Consider the following 14,887-nt stretch of genomic DNA (forward strand, 5'->3'; position numbering starts at 1 on the left):
CAAGCAAGAAATCAGCTTTCCGAATTATTATTAACGTGGTCTCAAAGAGACACGGTAATAAACAGAATTTGCTTGGTGACAATAGCCTTGTGGAACCACCTGATCCCATCCCGAACTCAGCAGTGAAACGCAAACGCGCCGATGGTAGTGTGGGGTCTCCCCATGTGAGAGTAGGTCATCGCCAAGCGCCTAATTTAGGTTAATGTGTAAACGTTAACTTAAAGGAGCGGTAGTTCAGTTGGTTAGAATACCGGCCTGTCACGCCGGGGGTCGCGGGTTCGAGTCCCGTCCGCTCCGCCAACATAAAGAGATAAGCCTCATCGAAAGATGAGGCTTTTTTCGTTTTAGTAAATTGTCATTATCTATCAAAAAACGCCGCTTAGAATCATCTATTTGCGACGTCAACAGTTCTCTATTCTCTCAAAAATTAACGTAAAACTCGTTGGAAAAATGCCACAGCTTGCAGGTACATTTGCAGTGCTAGCGCGGCATCGTAGCGTTCGCCTTCATCACGCATAAAAGCATGCTGTGCATTGACTTCAAGCCAAGTGACATTACGGTTTAATGCCATTAATCGTTGATGAATCAACACTCGACCTTCTGCGGATACATGGGGGTCTTGTTTGCCAAACACCAGTACCAATTCCCCTTGAATATCGCCGCTGCGGCTCAGAGAGTCATTACCATGAGCACAGGGTAGGGTATTCGAATGGATGTCAGTTGGATAGAGGCAAAATGCGCCGAGTATAGTGGGATTTAATGCGGCGCGGTAAGCTAAGTGCCCGCCGATACAAACGCCCATGCTGCCAATTTTGCCGGTGCAATAGGTTTGTTGCAGAGCAAAGTCTACCAGTGCTTGAGTGTCACTATCATGATGCTCTAAAGGCTTAGTAAATTTATCGGCGTTACCTTTATCTTTACCTGACTCATCGTAGGCTAGCACTGTACCTATGGGATTGAGTTCGTGGAATACTTCGGGGACTAACACTACAAAACCGTGGCTAGCGAGAATATTAGCCGCGCGCGCGATAGGTGCCGTTTGCTGAAATATTTCAGAATAAAAGATTATGCTTGGAAATTGTCCCTGTGCTTCTGGGCGGTAGATATAAGTGCGCATTGGCCCTGAGGGCGTAACAATATCTTGAGTTTCCTGGATCACTAACATATTAAGGTCCACTATATAAGGCTTCAAAGGTGAAGCCTCACTTTAGCAGTCAGAATTTTATCTGTCAGTTAAAACAGTTCGTTACCTGATAGTTCCCCTGCAGATAATGCTTTTATGTTGCTTAAGGTCGTTTTGGCAATGGCGCTTAGAGCTTCTTCAGTAAGGAAAGCCTGATGACCCGTAAAAATCACGTTATGGCAGGCTGATAAACGGCGAAATACATCATCTTGAATGATTTCATTCGATTTATCTTCAAAAAATAGGCCTTTTTCGTTTTCATATACGTCTAAGCCAAGTGAACCAATTTGGCCTATCTTTAAGGCTTCCATTGCATCGAACGCATTTAGCAGGCCACCACGGCTAGTGTTAATCACCATCACACCGGGTTTCATTTTGGCGAAACTGGCTTTATTGAGTAGATGATGGTTATCAGCCGTGAGTGGGCAATGTAGGCTGATAATGTCGCTGTTAGCATAAATCGCATCAAGATCCTGATACTCCACATTGAGCGCTAACACTTCTGGATTAATGTAAGGATCCGCTGCGACGACTTTGCAGCCAAAGCCAAGTAGCACTTTAATCGTCGCCACACCTATTTTACCAGTACCGATCACTCCGACTGTTTTGCCAAACATATTAAAGCCGACTAAACCCTCAAGAGAGAAGTTGGCATCGCGGGTGCGTTGATAAGCTTTATGAATTTTGCGATTGAGTGTCAACATTAAGGCGACTGTGTGTTCAGCAACAGACTCTGGGGAATAGGCTGGTACGTTAACGACTTGCATGCCCAAACGTTTAGCGGCGACTAAATCAACATTGTTGAAGCCCGCACAACGCATTGCGATCACTTTTGTGCCGCCCTTCGCCAGTTCAATGAGCACTTCTTCGCAGAGTGAGTCGTTGACAAAAGCGCAGACAATTTCAAACCCTTCAGCAAGCTTCACGGTTTGCATGCAAAGACGATAATCAAAATACTCAATTTGTGCGCCAAAGGCGGTATTAGTACGGTCAAAATACTGTATGTCGTAATGCTTTGCGCTAAAAAATCCAATTCTCATTTAAATCTCCCACCGAATTTGCTGATATTGTTATCTGCTAAAGAGTGTAAGTGACTTAAGGCTCTTTGTCCTAAGCCTTAGAATACCTACCATTAAAAGAGTGAGCTTTATCATCAAATTTTTAAATGGTTATAAAAAAGCGAGCCAAGATGGCTCGCTTTGAATGATGATACCTAGCTTTACGCTTTTTAATTTACAACTTTGGACTAGTTATCCTTGGCAAATTTAGCCGCTTCAGCACCGGCAATACGGCCGTAAGTGACGATGTCGGATACTGCGTTACCACCTAGGCGATTAGCACCGTGAACGCCTCCGGTTACTTCACCCGCGGCATAGAGACCTTGGATGGGTTTACCCGTTTTTTCACTCTTCACTTCGGCTTTAGTATCAATTACAACACCACCCATAGTGTGGTGAACAGCGGGTGCAATTTCTAATGCGTAAAAAGGCCCTACATTAAGTTCACGCGGTAAATCAGGACGTTCAAATTGAGTATCTTTACCAGACTTCACAAAACCGTTATATGCAGCGATAGTTTTTGCTAGTTCAGCAGCAGGAACATTAAGGTGTTTAGCCAACTCTTCAACGGTTTTACCTTCTTTAACGATGTTTAGGTGCACATAACCTTCAATCGCCTTTAAGCTCTTGCGGATGGAGTCATCAAATACTAGATACGCACTTTCGCCTTTTTGTTGCAAAATGGCCGCAGAAGCTTTGTCACGAGTAGTAATCTCGTTCATAAAGCGGTTACCTTCACGGTTAACTACAATAGCACCGTTACCACGAACCGCTTCGGTGATCATTACGCCACCCGCTGGTGAATAGGTTGGGTGAGCTTGAATGAACTCTAAATCACGAGTTGCCGCGCCAGCTTGCTGAGCTACGTCTAAGCCATCACCGGTTGCACCTGGGTGGTTAGTGGCTTTAAAGCCTTTTAGCTTAGGATCGTATTTAGCTACGCGATCGTTGTTTTTGGCAAAACCACCGGCAGCAATGACAACGGCATCGGCTTTGATGACGTAATAGCCAGTGTATTCGCCTTTGACTAGTACACCAGTCACATTACCTTTAGCATCTTCAATAATGCGAACAACACGGCTATTTAAACGGATATCAGTACCGCGTTTAACGGCGTTGTCCCATAGGACTTGTGCCACATGTGCACCGACACCGGCGCCACCCGTTGGACGGTGACTGCGGTTAACACTAGCGCCACCCATACGGCCAACGTCAGTCATATCGGCACCCATAGAGGTTAGCCAATCGATAGAGTCAGAAGAGTTATTCGCGAGGACTTTAACCAGCTCAGGATCGTTGATGTTACGGCCACCTTTCATGGTGTCGTCGATCATGATTTGCTTTTTGTCTTCAATATTTAACTTAGCTTGCGCCTTGGTTTCGGCAGCGTTCATACCACCTGCGGCAAGTTTAGTATTACCGCCAGGAACTGGTTCTTTTTCTAACAGGATAACTTTAGCGCCAGCATCTCGGGCTGATACCGCTGCGGCAAGACCTGCACCACCTGAACCAATAACGACCACATCAGTGGTTTCTTTTACGCCCGCAGCAATGGCTTTATCTTGTGCTGCCTTGTCGGCATCAACAGGGACAAACTTACGTTCCCATTTGCCGCCGTAAGGCATGTTGAAGTCAAAACTATGGCAAGCATCGCAATAGGTGACTGATTTTTCGTGACCTTTATGGCAACTGGTACAAGCAATTTCGCCTATAAGGTGAGATTTATGTGGTGATACTTTATCTTTAGGTGCGGCGGCGGCCAGTTCTTTTAAATCGCCGTGACAGCTAACGCACTGAGCATTTTCATGGCTAAGATTGTCATCGCTGACGCCACCTTTGTCTGAAACATGGCAGCTATCGCAACTGCCCATTTCAGCGTGAAAATCAGCTAGCACTTCTGGTGCTGCATAGGCTGTTCCTGCCATTGCACCAGAGATCAGCATGGCTAGTGCTGTTTTTTGAATTTTTGTTGTGAACATGATAGTTCCTCCGCCGTACATTCATCTATTTAATAAGGGGTATTCATCGTGGCGTGATATTAATCTTGTATGTAGATCACGCGCTATTAGAGCATTCTCTACTTACAAATTTAACACTATCTAAAGAGGTATATATGTGCTCAGGTCACATAACTTTTTTATTGCGGAAATAACTTATTTAATGTGTGCAACTGAATGGAATATATGAATTTAGTAGAGGCTAATCACTGGTAGAATACGGTATAACTTGCGTGAGTTAACATATTAGGATGATGAGTTACCATGTGATGAATGGAAAAATAATAATGAATTTACTCTGTGTTATTATTTGTTTTTATAGAAGTTATTGGTTTTATTTTATGAGTGTTATATGCGGCATTTCACTCACAATATTATTTCATTTATCTTTAGCTCGTAACATTTTAATTTATATTATGTATTTTGTAGAGAGTTATGATGCAAAAAAAAACGATATCAGAAAAACGTTTTTGGTTTCAACGTTTGAGCAAAACCAGTTTAAGGGCATTACATATTTTAGGTATCATTGGTGTTGGCGGGGGGATTTTATTGGGTGTTGATAAAGTGCAATGGCTAAATTATTGGTATCTTGCTATGACAACGGGCTGCATATTAATGCTATGGGAAATCGTACGGGATTGGCGCTGGCTTATCCAGCTTAAGGGTGTGTTAACGATAGTAAAGGTCGCTTTACTAAGCTTATTTGTACCTCTGGCAAATTTTAAGCCTGAGCTATTGGTTGCGATCGTTTTTCTATCTGTGATCGTATCCCACGGTCCCGCGGGGCTGAGACACTATTCTATTGTGCATCGTCGGCAAATCGACTCGAAAAAAGAAATTAAGGGCTAATTGCAATGTCAGTCACTCATGCGTCAACCGTAACGCCAGCAGCGTTAATTACAGAGTTTGCTTGGCCTAACTCATGCTTTGATGGACTTAAGGTACTCGATCTCGCCTGTGGCTCTGGACGTAATGGATTGTGGTTTTTAGCGCAGGGAGCTGAAGTGACGTTTATTGACAGAGATCTGTCGGCCATGTCGCACATGGAGCATGTTAATGCCCATAAATATCAATGGGATTTAGAAGCCGAAGCTGCGCCATCATTGCCGATTGAACAATATGATATTGTCCTAGTGTTCAATTATCTGCATCGGCCATTATGGCCACAAATTATCAGTGCGGTTAAAGCTACAGGCGTTATCGTCTATGAAACCTTCACAGCGCAACAGGCTCAGATAGGTAGGCCACGTAACCCTGATTTCTTACTGACTGAAAATGAACTTAAATCAGTGTTTGCTAACTGGCAGTCTTTACATTACTTTGAAGGTCAATTATGTGATCCGCAGTCCACTTCTATCAGCTATAAAGCGCAGTTGATTGCACGAAAGCCTAAAACGTAAGTTTATCGATTGATATAAAAGAGGCCGTAGGATGTTTCCCTATCCAGAGCAATATCGCATTGCGACACCACCGCTGACCACTGCTACTATGGTTATTTGGGCTTTCTTAAGCCATAGCTTGTTTTCAGATGCTAGCCCTGTGGCACTCTATCCGCTGTTAGCACTTTTTCCGCTAGTAATTACCATACACTTATATTTGATTTGGTTAGCAAAAGGAATGGGGAGGCTTGATCAGTGTTTCTATGCTTTAGTGCATATCCCACTGGCATTCGTGGTGTGGACATTTACCATTATGCATGTCAATGGTAATGCATTTTCTTAAATTTACCTGATGTTCTACAAACAAACTAATAAAAAAAGCGCCCTATAATCAGGGGCGCTTTTTAATTCTATCAAGCGAACAATTAGGCCGTAGTATTGATATTGTGGCCTGCATTACCTACTGGCTTTGGCGCTGCAGCTGCAATTAAATCTACCGCGATTTTACCTTCGGCTTTTTGCTGCTCTTTGGCTAATTGAGCAACCTTAACGCCAACTGCACCATTTTCTAAATTAGGTGCGATAGCTTGGGTGTTCAGTGAAATTGACATAACTAACCTCGATTGTAAGCTGAGCCCTTTTATCGGCATATCCTATATTTACTTTAATCATAATAGGCCAATTTCTCTATTTTTGATTATTTTTTATAAGTTGCTAGCCATTTTCGACCCAGTAAAATCATCGCGGTTATCCCGAGTGAACCAAAGATTAATCCGAGTGCCAATCCTACATTTTGCAGTGCTGTTGGGTCGATAACCAGTGCAACCCCCATACCGCACATCATCACACCTGACATAAGTTTTAGCGTTTGGCCTTCTTTTTCAGTTAGTTTACGTTTACCTAATGTCGCACTGAATACGATAACAATAATCGCCAATGGGATCACATAAACAATATTGTATAAAACCAGATACATATAGCGTTCAATATCGGGCAAATTGTGCATGGACAGTACGCTGGTGTAAATCATCGGGAAGCCCGCGGTGCAGAGCAATTCATAGGCGTTGGCGAGGATGGCTAATACGGTAGAACCGATAAGTAACGCACCTAAACTGCTGGAGTTAGAAAGCTTACCCATACGCTTGATCAAACTGGTGCGATTTTCTGCTGACATCGACAGCGTGACGTCTCCTTTAGTAAAGAAGTAATCCTTAACGTTGATGACGCCAGCTATCAAGGCTAAACAGCCCGCCGCTAGGATAATCATACCGCCATCGCTACTTGCGCCCAGTAATTGGAAGATGTTCAGCCATGCCGTCATAAATAAGAAATAGATAAAACCTGAGAAGAATACGAAAATTCCGCCAACTAGCAACATGCGGCCGCGACTCTTAGCGTTGACCATGATCGATAATAAAAATAACAATACGAAAAATGCGCAGGGGTTAAATGCATCAACACCTGCAAGCACTAAGGTAAGTAGTGGTAACGACATGGTCTCGGGTGTGACGACGCCAATTAAGGGTAGTTCAACCGGTTGTACTTCTGATTGATTATTTGATTGCGTAGCAGGCTCATTTAAGTTTGTGGCATCGCAGGTGCCATCGCCAGCATCGGTACCGCAAGTGCCAAAAAGTGGCGCATCCGCTGCTGCGTTTTGGGCTGTGTTAGCCACTCCCTTAGTTGGTAAGTCTGCTTCGCTTAATTTACCGCCAAGGGATAAATAACAATTCTTCAGGCGATTGACTAAGAACTCCCCTGTCACGGCTTCACTTGAATAACCGATAATCGCTTTTTCACAACTGGCCATGTAGGGTACAGAACGCGCTTCTGTGTTGGTTTTTGCGGCGACATTTTGCCAAATATCTTGCACGCCAGTATCTGATAGCTTGTGGGATTCAAGCTCTATCCAAGGGTAGTGTTGCGGTAAGGAATCAATAAAAGGATGAGCTTCAGCGCAATGGGGGCAGGTTTTTGACCAAAAGAAATACAACTTAATTTTAAGCTCACCCTGCTGATTCACATAATGCCATGTTTTATCTGTAGTATCTGATGGCGTTATCTCGGCCCAGCTCGGGATAGAAAAGGTAACGAGTAATAACAGTGAGCAAAAGAGGGATAATTTCGATAGATATTTTGTCATAGTGCCTGCCACTCATAGTGGTTTAAGTATCGTCACACGATTTGGATAACTCTTACTCTACTTAAATCAATCAGTTTGCTTAAATTAGATACTAAGAAGTGCTAGTTAACTCGCGAATAACCATTTTTTGGGAACTGAAACAAGTTTATCTTTGGCTGTGGTAGTGCAGTGTGTACTTCGGCTTGTCACGATTTGGGTTGTACTAACCAATTTAACTCTTTATAGCGCGATAAAGATAAAGCACCCTAAGGTGCTTTATTGCTGGCTATAACAATGTGTATCGACGAAAGGGTTAACCTAACACTACGCCATTTACGCTCAGTTTAACGTCGATATTATTACGTGTAGCATTTGAGTAAGGGCAAACTTGATGTGCATGACGCACTAAAGCTTCAGCAGCCTCTAACGGTAAATCTAAGCTGACTTCTAAGGCAACCGCTAATGCAAAACCGCCTGCATCATTGGCACCTATGCCGACAACGGCACTGACTGGCGCTTCGGTAATATCCACTTTGTCGATTTTAGCGACATGCAGAACGGCGTTTGAGAAACAGGCTGCATAACCTGCGGCAAACAGTTGTTCTGGATTAGTGGCAAGTCCGCTACCGCCCATGGCTTTTGGATAGGCTAACGCTACATCCAGTAAACCATCATCAGTGCTAACTTGACCTTGACGACCTGCTTTTGCTGTTGCACGTGTTTCATAAAGTGTTTTCATAGTATTGACCTTCTAAGGTTAAGTATTAATTTAAGTTGCACGCAACTCAATTGCGGTAAACTATAATTCGATCTTTGGTGTGAATGCAAGTATATTGTGCGCAATATAGTTAATGTGTCGGATCTTCCTATGGCAACAACTCAACCCAATACCTGCGTTAATTCTGTCGATATAGCTAAAAATGTTAGTGCAGATGATGCCTTATGCCTTGAAAATCAAGTATGTTTTTCACTTTATAGCGCTGCGAATGCGATGGTGCGAGTTTATCGCCCTCTGTTAGATAAATTAGATTTAACCTATCCGCAGTATTTGGTCATGTTAGTGCTGTGGGAAGAGCAGGGGATTAGTGTTAAAACCTTAGGCGATAAACTTTTTCTCGATTCAGGCACGTTAACGCCATTGCTAAAACGATTAGAGGTAAAAGGATTTGTGACGCGTGGTCGCAGTGAACAGGATGAACGGGTGAGAGTGCTCGCCTTAACATCAGCAGGAATTGCCCTTAAAACACAGGCAAGTGAAATCCCCCATTTAATGCGTTGTAAAGTCGGCGGCGAGGCGAGTGAGTTACAAGCTTTAAAGGCCATGTGCGATCAAGCACTTAAAAAATTACATGCCAGTATTGATTAAACTCTTATGTCGATATTTGATTTAAGACTAACTTATTGACATATTAGCGCTTATTAGCTGTTCGACTGAGCTTGATTGATTGAGTGAATGAGGCTCAGTAGGTCGGTCGTCTATGGAACATTAGCGAGAGTGAGTTATGGCTTGTTTCGATATAGCGATTATTGGCGGTGGGATTAGTGGTGTCGGCATTGCCCAATATGCAGCTGCGGCGGGCTATTCCACGTTGTTGGTCGAAAAAGGCGAGATAGGCGGCCAAACGTCGGCCAATTCCAGCAAACTTATCCACGGCGGTTTGCGTTACTTAGAAACGGGTCAAATTAATTTAGTCCGTAAGTCTTTACTTGAACGACGCCATTTACTCAATCTGGCGCCAACTCTTGTTAAGGCAGTACCGTTTTATATTCCTGTATATGACAACAGTCAGCGTAGCCCTTTGACTATACGCGCTGGGCTGAGTTTATATGCGCTGCTAAGCCAGTTTGATCCCTTAGGCCAATTTGTATCATTACCCGCCGTACATTGGCACCGTTTAACCGGGCTAAAACTCACAGGGTTAAAAGCGGTATTTCAATATTGGGATGCACAGACCGACGATAAATTATTAACACAAGCCGTCGCACGTAGCGCACAAGCGCTTGGCGCTGAGGTTTATGCAGAGGCTGAGTTGGTAGCATTAACGCATAGACACGAGAACTGCGAGCTGAGTTTTAGCCATAGAGGCGAGATCTGCAAAGCCGAAGCTAAATTAGTGATTAATGCAGCTGGGCCTTGGGTGAATGCGGTTTTGAGTAAAGTGTTACCTCCGCTAGCGGGTGTCGAACTCGATTGGGTGCAAGGCTCGCATGTGCTACTGGATATACCCGCCCCCAATGGCATTTTGTACTTAGAGTCTTGTTTTGATCAGCGAGTCATTTTTGTGATGCCTTGGTATGGTCAAACCTTGGTTGGCACCACAGAAACTGAGTTAGCTTCTTTGGATACACCGCCCAAGGCAACGGTGTCTGAGATTAATTATTTACTGGGGATTTATAAGCATTATTTTCCACTAGCGCCAGAGTTAGATGCCCTTAAAGCCAAAATAACCCAAACCTTTTGTGGTATTCGAGTTTTGCCTAAGCAAAATAGCCAAGCCTTTGAACGGCCGCGAGATACCCTGATGCAGACATCGATTTCCCATCCGCGAATACTCAGTTTGTATGGCGGGAAGTTAACCACTTTTCGCAGCACCTCGGCAGAAGTGCTTGAATGGATTGAAAAGGCGATTGGTAAGCGAGTATCGATTGCCGATGTGAATAAACTCACCTTATCTTGAATACGTCATAAATTGTGTGCTTGATGCGGATTTGAGTGCGCTTCAAGGTGATTTTTATCCGTAAAACCGCTACAGTGTGGCGCTTTTTACTGATACCTAGGATTTTTTGTGAGTGCTGCCACCGTGAACACTGTCATTGTTAATACCGTCAAACAATGTGATTATTTTAATCAAGGCCAGTGTCTTTCTTGCCGACATATTCAATTGCCTATGGCGCAGCAAGTGGCGGCTAAAAGCCAAATATTACAGCAATTACTCACACCTTTTATTCCCGAAAATTCGGCAGAACTTTTTCTACCTCCCATTACTGGCGATGACAGCGGCTTTCGTAATAAAGCCAAAATGGTCGTGCTCGGTGCCGCCCATGAACCCGTGTTAGGGATTATTAGCCCAAGTGGTGAGGCTGTTAATCTTTGCGACTGCCTGTTATATCCCACTGATATGCAAAAGTTATTACACCGCTTAACCCGCTTTGTGCAGCAGGCAGGCATTCCTCCTTACCGCGTCGATAAAGCTAAGGGCGAACTTAAATTTATTCTGCTCACCCGAAGCCAAGTGCGCGGCGAGTATCTACTGCGTTTTGTGCTGCGATCCCACAATGGCATTGAACGTATCGAACGCGAATTACCTGCATTATTGGCGGAATATCCGCAGATCAAAGTGGTGTCAGTTAATATCCAACCCGTTCACATGGCAATTCTCGAAGGCGAGGAAGAGATTTTTTTAACTGAGAATACCCGCCTCGAAGAGCGCTTTAATCATGTACCTTTGTTTATTCGACCTAAAAGTTTTTTTCAGACCAATCCGCAGGTTGCGGCTCAGTTATATCAAACAGCCCGTGAATGGGTTGCCGAGTTTTCCCCTGACTCATTATGGGATTTGTTCTGTGGTGTGGGCGGTTTTGGACTGCATTGTGTATCGAAAGATATCAAGTTGACCGGAATTGAAATCGAAGCCGAGGCGATTGCCTGCGCACAAATGTCAGCGCAAATGATGGGACTTGAAAATGTGCAATTTATGGCGCTTGATTCCACCGACTTTGCCAAGGGCAAAAGTGCTGCCGATAAGCCCGATTTGATTATCGTCAACCCACCGCGGCGTGGTATTGGTGAGGCGCTGTGTCAGTCCTTAAGCGAGTTTTCCCCTAAAGCGATTCTCTATTCCAGCTGTAACCCTAAAACCTTAGCCAAAGATCTCGAGCACATTAAAGGTTATCACTTAACCAAAGTGCAGTTATTTGATTTATTCCCGCATACGGATCATTTTGAAGTGTTAGCCATGTTAGTGAAAAATTGATGTTTTATTGCTTCTCTATTTTAAGCTAACTTATTGTGCCGGTTTATTTTATTAATCTTTTCGTTCCAGTTAATCATCTTAAGGGCTCTGCCGTGTGGAGCCTCTTGCCTTACGTTTATCAGCATTGCTCGTGTGATACTTCATCATAATGTCTTTTTAGTGACATAATCTTCAGTACTTTAAGCATTGATGGACGGCATTTTATGCTACAGATTTTCCTACGTTTTTTTACCTTGGGCTTGATGAGTTTTGGCGGGCCTGCGGCGCACATTGGTTATTTTCGGCATACTTTTGTTAATGAGCTCGGTTGGCTTGACGATAAGCGTTATGCCAGTTTGGTCGCCTTAAGCCAATTTATACCCGGACCAGGTTCGAGCCAAGTGGGCTTTGCCATTGGTTACCACAGAGGCGGGCTTGCTGGCGCGTTGGCAGCCTTTATAGGATTTACTTTACCTTCCTTTGTGTTGATGTATTTACTGGCAGTAACGACGGCCGCATGGCTCGCGAACCATTACGTTCAAGGAATGATTTACGGGCTTAAATTGATGGCAGTCGTTGTGGTTGCCGATGCTGTTCTGGCAATGTTTACACAGTTTTGCCAACGTCAATCTGCACGTTTATTAATGTTAGTCAGTGCTGCAGCAATGTTGATGGCGCCATTTATGTGGACACAAATGGCGTTATTACTGGTTGCTGCGACTGTGGGTATTTATACATTGAGCGCGATGCAAGACGATGTGACTCCACTTGCGCCGATTCGATTGAACTATGTCTATCTACTGCTGTTTTTAGTGTTACTCATTGGTAGCTTTTTTACCGTGCAGCTTGGGCTTGAGACGTCGATATTTGGTGAGTTTTACCGTGTGGGGAGTTTAGTTTTTGGCGGCGGTCATGTTGTACTGCCGCTGTTAGAAACGGCAGTAGGCGATACCTTAAGTGGCGATCGTTTTCTAACGGGTTATGCCTTTGCCCAAGCTGTACCTGGGCCTATGTTTACCTTTGCCAGCTTTTTAGGCGCTGAGATGTTGCTCGATAGCCCATTGAAGGGCGCTGCGATTGCGACCGCGGCCATTTTTTTACCGGGCTTTTTATTGATGCTGGTGGCCCTAAAAAGCTGGCACGCCATTGCGGCAAGACCCAAAATTGCTGGCGCTATCGCGGGAGTCAACGCTTGTGTTGTGGGGTTACTCGCCGCGGCGCTCTATCAACCGGTTTTTTCCCAAGCGGTATTTTCAGCTAAGGATATGGCTTTAGTGCTACTCGGTTTTGGCGTCTTAAAGTTATTTAGACCATCAATGCTATTACTAGTCGTTGGTTTTAGTCTGAGCGGAATGTTGCTGCATTCACTTTGATTCTTTATTAATTTTTTTGAATAAAACTAATAATCTGTTAACTAAATAGCATCAGTATTTATTCATTTTAGCTATACTCAAAAAATAAATATAAGCAGTATCCCTTTGGAGTATCTAGGTATGTCGGACTTTAGTTTACGCAATAAATTATTAATGTTAGCGCTATTTCCATTGATCTTGGCACTATTGGTGTTGATGTCGGTATCTTATTATATCGAGGAAGATGCGCTTACTAATACAGTCGGCACCTTTAGAACCAAGCTTGTTGATGAGCGTAAACAACAAATCAAAGAAGCCACTGAAATAGCCGCTGGAATTGTCAGTTATCAACTGTCGTTAAAAGAACGGGGCGATGTAAATCAAGCGTTAAGGGATATACGTTTTGGCAGTGCCGGTTACTTTTTTATTTATGACTCTCAAGGAAAAAATATTTTTCATGCCACGATGCCCAATCTTGAGGGGCAAAATAAGATGGATATGACCGATCCTCGCGGCACTAAAATTATTGTTGGCTTGCTGGACGCCGCGAAACGTGGTGATGGTAGTTTTTCCTATTACTATCAAAAACCCAATACCAATGAGCAGATTGAGAAAATTAGTTACGTGATGATGGTGCCAAGTACCGAATGGATGTTAGGTACAGGAGCTTACATTGATGATATTGAGGCGGTCGTTGAGGATTATCGAGCGACAGCTGCAGCAGACATGGCTGATAAATCCTTTACCATTTTAGTCATCGCATTATTACTGACCGTGATCACAGGCTTTATTATCGTGATAGCGGCTCATCGTATGGTGTCACCAATTAAGAATATGGCCGATAACTTAAATGATATCGCAAAGGGAGAGGGAGACTTAACCAAGCGACTTAGCGTAAAAGGCGAGGATGAAATTGCGCAGTTAGGGAAATCCTTTAATCTTTTTGTGGATAAACTCCAAACCATTATTGGTGATGTAGCGGGGGCAGCATCACGCGTTAAAGATGCCGCTAATGCGATTCACAACCAAACGAAAGTGATGTCAAGTCAGTTGGTGAGCCATAACAATGAAACTGACCAAGTGGTGACTGCGATTACTGAAATGTCGTCCACAGCTAACGAGGTGGCTAAAAATACCACCCAAGTGGCCGAAGCAACCCAAGCTGCTACGGGTGACGTGGCGAATGCCCAGCGTTGTGTTGATACTTCGCTAGAGGAGATTGCTTCGTTAATGTCGCAAATCAATAATGCGGCGGGTAGCATTCAATCTTTGAGTGAGCAATCGCAAAAGATCAACAGTGTGTTGTCAGTGATTGGCGGTATTGCTGAGCAGACCAACCTCTTGGCGTTAAACGCTGCTATCGAAGCCGCTCGCGCTGGCGAACAAGGCCGCGGTTTTGCTGTGGTGGCCGATGAGGTGCGTAACTTAGCAAGTCGCACTCAAGCCAGTACTTTGGAAATCAACGAGATGTTGTCGGCGTTACATCAGTTAGTGACGCAAGCCGTTAAAGCGATGGAGGAAAGCCAACAAAGCTGTGTTCGTTCGGTTGATTCTTCCCGTACCATTTCAGAAAGTTTAGGCTCAGTAACATCTGCCGTGACGGCAATTAATGATATGAGTACCCAGATTGCGGCTGCGGCGACAGAGCAAAGCTCAGTGACGGAAGAAATTAACCGCAACGTGTATGCAATTCAAGAGATTGTGAATGAGCTGCTTCATTCAAGCGAAGATGCCGCTAGAGTGAGCTTGACAGTCTCAGAGGAAGGTATTCATTTAGGTAAGCTGGTGGGGCAGTTTAAGATTTAACCTAGAATCAATCTTAACCAATAACGGGAGGCTTTAT

At 44.0% G+C, this 14,887-nt stretch carries 14 protein-coding genes, 1 tRNA gene and 1 rRNA gene; 10 read left to right on the top strand and 6 right to left on the bottom strand.

Annotation, left to right across the window (positions count from 1 at the left end):
* The first annotated feature begins 71 nt into the window (after positions 1-71).
* A 5S ribosomal RNA gene (gene rrf, locus BW947_RS00005) occupies positions 72-187 on the top strand.
* 36 nt (positions 188-223) lie between these two features.
* Positions 224-300, top strand: a tRNA-Asp gene (locus tag BW947_RS00010).
* 127 nt (positions 301-427) lie between these two features.
* On the opposite strand, the gene BW947_RS00015 is transcribed toward BW947_RS00010, so the two are convergent.
* From BW947_RS00015 to fccA, 3 genes are all read right to left on the bottom strand, one after another.
* The gene (locus tag BW947_RS00015; protein ID WP_076496170.1) at positions 428-1,165 is read right to left on the bottom strand and encodes a dienelactone hydrolase family protein; all 738 of its coding nucleotides are present in this window, start codon (positions 1,163-1,165) and stop codon (positions 428-430) included.
* 68 nt (positions 1,166-1,233) lie between these two features.
* Positions 1,234-2,223 carry a 2-hydroxyacid dehydrogenase gene (locus tag BW947_RS00020; RefSeq protein ID WP_076496173.1) on the bottom strand — a complete coding sequence of 330 codons (990 nt, stop codon included), beginning with the start codon at positions 2,221-2,223 and terminating at the stop codon, positions 1,234-1,236.
* 206 nt (positions 2,224-2,429) lie between these two features.
* Complete coding sequence (gene fccA / locus BW947_RS00025) at positions 2,430-4,220, bottom strand: fumarate reductase flavoprotein subunit FccA (RefSeq protein ID WP_076496176.1); 1,791 nt, start codon at positions 4,218-4,220, stop codon at positions 2,430-2,432.
* Between the two features lie 456 nt (positions 4,221-4,676).
* Between fccA and BW947_RS00030 the strand changes: the two genes are divergently transcribed.
* The 3 genes from BW947_RS00030 to BW947_RS00040 are packed head-to-tail and all read left to right on the top strand — an operon-like array spanning position 4,677 to position 5,960.
* On the top strand, positions 4,677-5,087 hold the full coding sequence (locus tag BW947_RS00030) for a hypothetical protein (RefSeq protein WP_076496178.1): 411 nt from the start codon (positions 4,677-4,679) through the stop codon (positions 5,085-5,087).
* Positions 5,088-5,092: 5 nt separating this feature from the next.
* The gene (locus tag BW947_RS00035; RefSeq protein ID WP_076496181.1) at positions 5,093-5,638 is read left to right on the top strand and encodes a class I SAM-dependent methyltransferase; all 546 of its coding nucleotides are present in this window, start codon (positions 5,093-5,095) and stop codon (positions 5,636-5,638) included.
* A gap of 31 nt (positions 5,639-5,669) precedes the next feature.
* Positions 5,670-5,960, top strand: a complete 291-nt coding sequence (locus BW947_RS00040) for a hypothetical protein (protein ID WP_076496183.1) — start codon at positions 5,670-5,672, stop codon at positions 5,958-5,960.
* Between the two features lie 82 nt (positions 5,961-6,042).
* Here the strand turns inward: BW947_RS00040 and BW947_RS00045 are convergent, their stop codons facing one another.
* The 3 genes from BW947_RS00045 to BW947_RS00055 form a co-directional block, all read right to left on the bottom strand.
* Positions 6,043-6,228: a hypothetical protein gene (locus BW947_RS00045; RefSeq protein WP_006080378.1), complete on the bottom strand. Its 186-nt coding sequence runs from the start codon at positions 6,226-6,228 to the stop codon at positions 6,043-6,045.
* Positions 6,229-6,314: 86 nt separating this feature from the next.
* The gene (locus BW947_RS00050; protein WP_076496186.1) at positions 6,315-7,760 is read right to left on the bottom strand and encodes a cytochrome C biosynthesis protein; all 1,446 of its coding nucleotides are present in this window, start codon (positions 7,758-7,760) and stop codon (positions 6,315-6,317) included.
* 292 nt (positions 7,761-8,052) lie between these two features.
* Positions 8,053-8,478: an organic hydroperoxide resistance protein gene (locus BW947_RS00055; RefSeq protein ID WP_076496189.1), complete on the bottom strand. Its 426-nt coding sequence runs from the start codon at positions 8,476-8,478 to the stop codon at positions 8,053-8,055.
* Between the two features lie 129 nt (positions 8,479-8,607).
* Between BW947_RS00055 and ohrR the strand changes: the two genes are divergently transcribed.
* The 5 genes from ohrR to BW947_RS00080 all read left to right on the top strand — a co-directional run bounded on the left by ohrR (position 8,608) and on the right by BW947_RS00080 (position 14,850).
* A complete protein-coding gene (gene ohrR, locus BW947_RS00060; protein ID WP_076496192.1) occupies positions 8,608-9,105 on the top strand; it encodes a transcriptional regulator OhrR in 498 nt (165 codons plus the stop codon).
* Positions 9,106-9,241: 136 nt separating this feature from the next.
* On the top strand, positions 9,242-10,417 hold the full coding sequence (locus BW947_RS00065) for a glycerol-3-phosphate dehydrogenase/oxidase (RefSeq protein WP_076496194.1): 1,176 nt from the start codon (positions 9,242-9,244) through the stop codon (positions 10,415-10,417).
* A 123-nt stretch (positions 10,418-10,540) separates the two neighbouring features.
* A complete protein-coding gene (gene rlmC / locus BW947_RS00070) occupies positions 10,541-11,713 on the top strand; it encodes a 23S rRNA (uracil(747)-C(5))-methyltransferase RlmC (protein ID WP_076496713.1) in 1,173 nt (390 codons plus the stop codon).
* Between the two features lie 203 nt (positions 11,714-11,916).
* Complete coding sequence (chrA, locus tag BW947_RS00075; protein ID WP_076496195.1) at positions 11,917-13,065, top strand: chromate efflux transporter; 1,149 nt, start codon at positions 11,917-11,919, stop codon at positions 13,063-13,065.
* A gap of 120 nt (positions 13,066-13,185) precedes the next feature.
* A complete protein-coding gene (locus BW947_RS00080; RefSeq protein WP_076496196.1) occupies positions 13,186-14,850 on the top strand; it encodes a methyl-accepting chemotaxis protein in 1,665 nt (554 codons plus the stop codon).
* Positions 14,851-14,887: the final 37 nt, after the last annotated feature.

This window comes from Shewanella morhuae, assembly GCF_900156405.1.
In the GTDB taxonomy this organism is placed as follows: Bacteria; Pseudomonadota; Gammaproteobacteria; order Enterobacterales; family Shewanellaceae; genus Shewanella; species Shewanella morhuae.

Coding starts and splice junctions, on each gene's coding strand:
- BW947_RS00015 (WP_076496170.1), bottom strand. CDS start 1,165: ATGTTAGTGATCCAGGAAACTCAAGATATTGTTACGCCCTCAGGGCCA.
- BW947_RS00020 (WP_076496173.1), bottom strand. CDS start 2,223: ATGAGAATTGGATTTTTTAGCGCAAAGCATTACGACATACAGTATTTT.
- fccA (WP_076496176.1), bottom strand. CDS start 4,220: ATGTTCACAACAAAAATTCAAAAAACAGCACTAGCCATGCTGATCTCT.
- BW947_RS00030 (WP_076496178.1), top strand. CDS start 4,677: ATGCAAAAAAAAACGATATCAGAAAAACGTTTTTGGTTTCAACGTTTG.
- BW947_RS00035 (WP_076496181.1), top strand. CDS start 5,093: ATGTCAGTCACTCATGCGTCAACCGTAACGCCAGCAGCGTTAATTACA.
- BW947_RS00040 (WP_076496183.1), top strand. CDS start 5,670: ATGTTTCCCTATCCAGAGCAATATCGCATTGCGACACCACCGCTGACC.
- BW947_RS00045 (WP_006080378.1), bottom strand. CDS start 6,228: ATGTCAATTTCACTGAACACCCAAGCTATCGCACCTAATTTAGAAAAT.
- BW947_RS00050 (WP_076496186.1), bottom strand. CDS start 7,760: ATGACAAAATATCTATCGAAATTATCCCTCTTTTGCTCACTGTTATTA.
- BW947_RS00055 (WP_076496189.1), bottom strand. CDS start 8,478: ATGAAAACACTTTATGAAACACGTGCAACAGCAAAAGCAGGTCGTCAA.
- ohrR (WP_076496192.1), top strand. CDS start 8,608: ATGGCAACAACTCAACCCAATACCTGCGTTAATTCTGTCGATATAGCT.
- BW947_RS00065 (WP_076496194.1), top strand. CDS start 9,242: ATGGCTTGTTTCGATATAGCGATTATTGGCGGTGGGATTAGTGGTGTC.
- chrA (WP_076496195.1), top strand. CDS start 11,917: ATGCTACAGATTTTCCTACGTTTTTTTACCTTGGGCTTGATGAGTTTT.
- BW947_RS00080 (WP_076496196.1), top strand. CDS start 13,186: ATGTCGGACTTTAGTTTACGCAATAAATTATTAATGTTAGCGCTATTT.